This window comes from Pseudoalteromonas rubra (assembly GCF_005887115.1).
In the GTDB taxonomy this organism is placed as follows: Bacteria; Pseudomonadota; Gammaproteobacteria; order Enterobacterales; family Alteromonadaceae; genus Pseudoalteromonas; species Pseudoalteromonas rubra_F.
Map to the genome: position 1 here is coordinate 1 of NZ_PNCJ01000139.1, position 295 is coordinate 295.

Below are 295 nucleotides of genomic sequence, written 5' to 3' on the forward strand. Positions count from 1 at the left end.
AGCGTTTCACCGTCGGTTACATTACTGAGCGTCATTTGTGCCCCCACAATATCATGGGTGTTGGCATCCACCGCAAGATGCAGTTTTCGCCACTTCCTACGCGCTTTCACATGATGCTTTTGTGCGTGCCACTCCCCCTCACCAAACACTTTAAGCCCTGTACTATCAACAACAATATCTATAAATCCGGTCGCACGTACCTTATTACGAAATTTAATCTCTAATTCAGCGCTACGCTTACAGAGACAGCTGTAGGTCGGCGCTTCGAGGGGTAATTTCATTAACGACAGCACTG

General features: G+C 47.5%; 1 protein-coding gene. It reads right to left on the minus strand.

Annotated elements, in window-relative coordinates; all coding sequences use genetic code 11:
* Positions 1–281 (minus strand): transposase (locus CWB98_RS23505; RefSeq protein WP_249364753.1); only part of this gene is annotated, 281 nt, incomplete at its 3' end.
* Positions 282–295 lie beyond the last annotated feature (14 nt).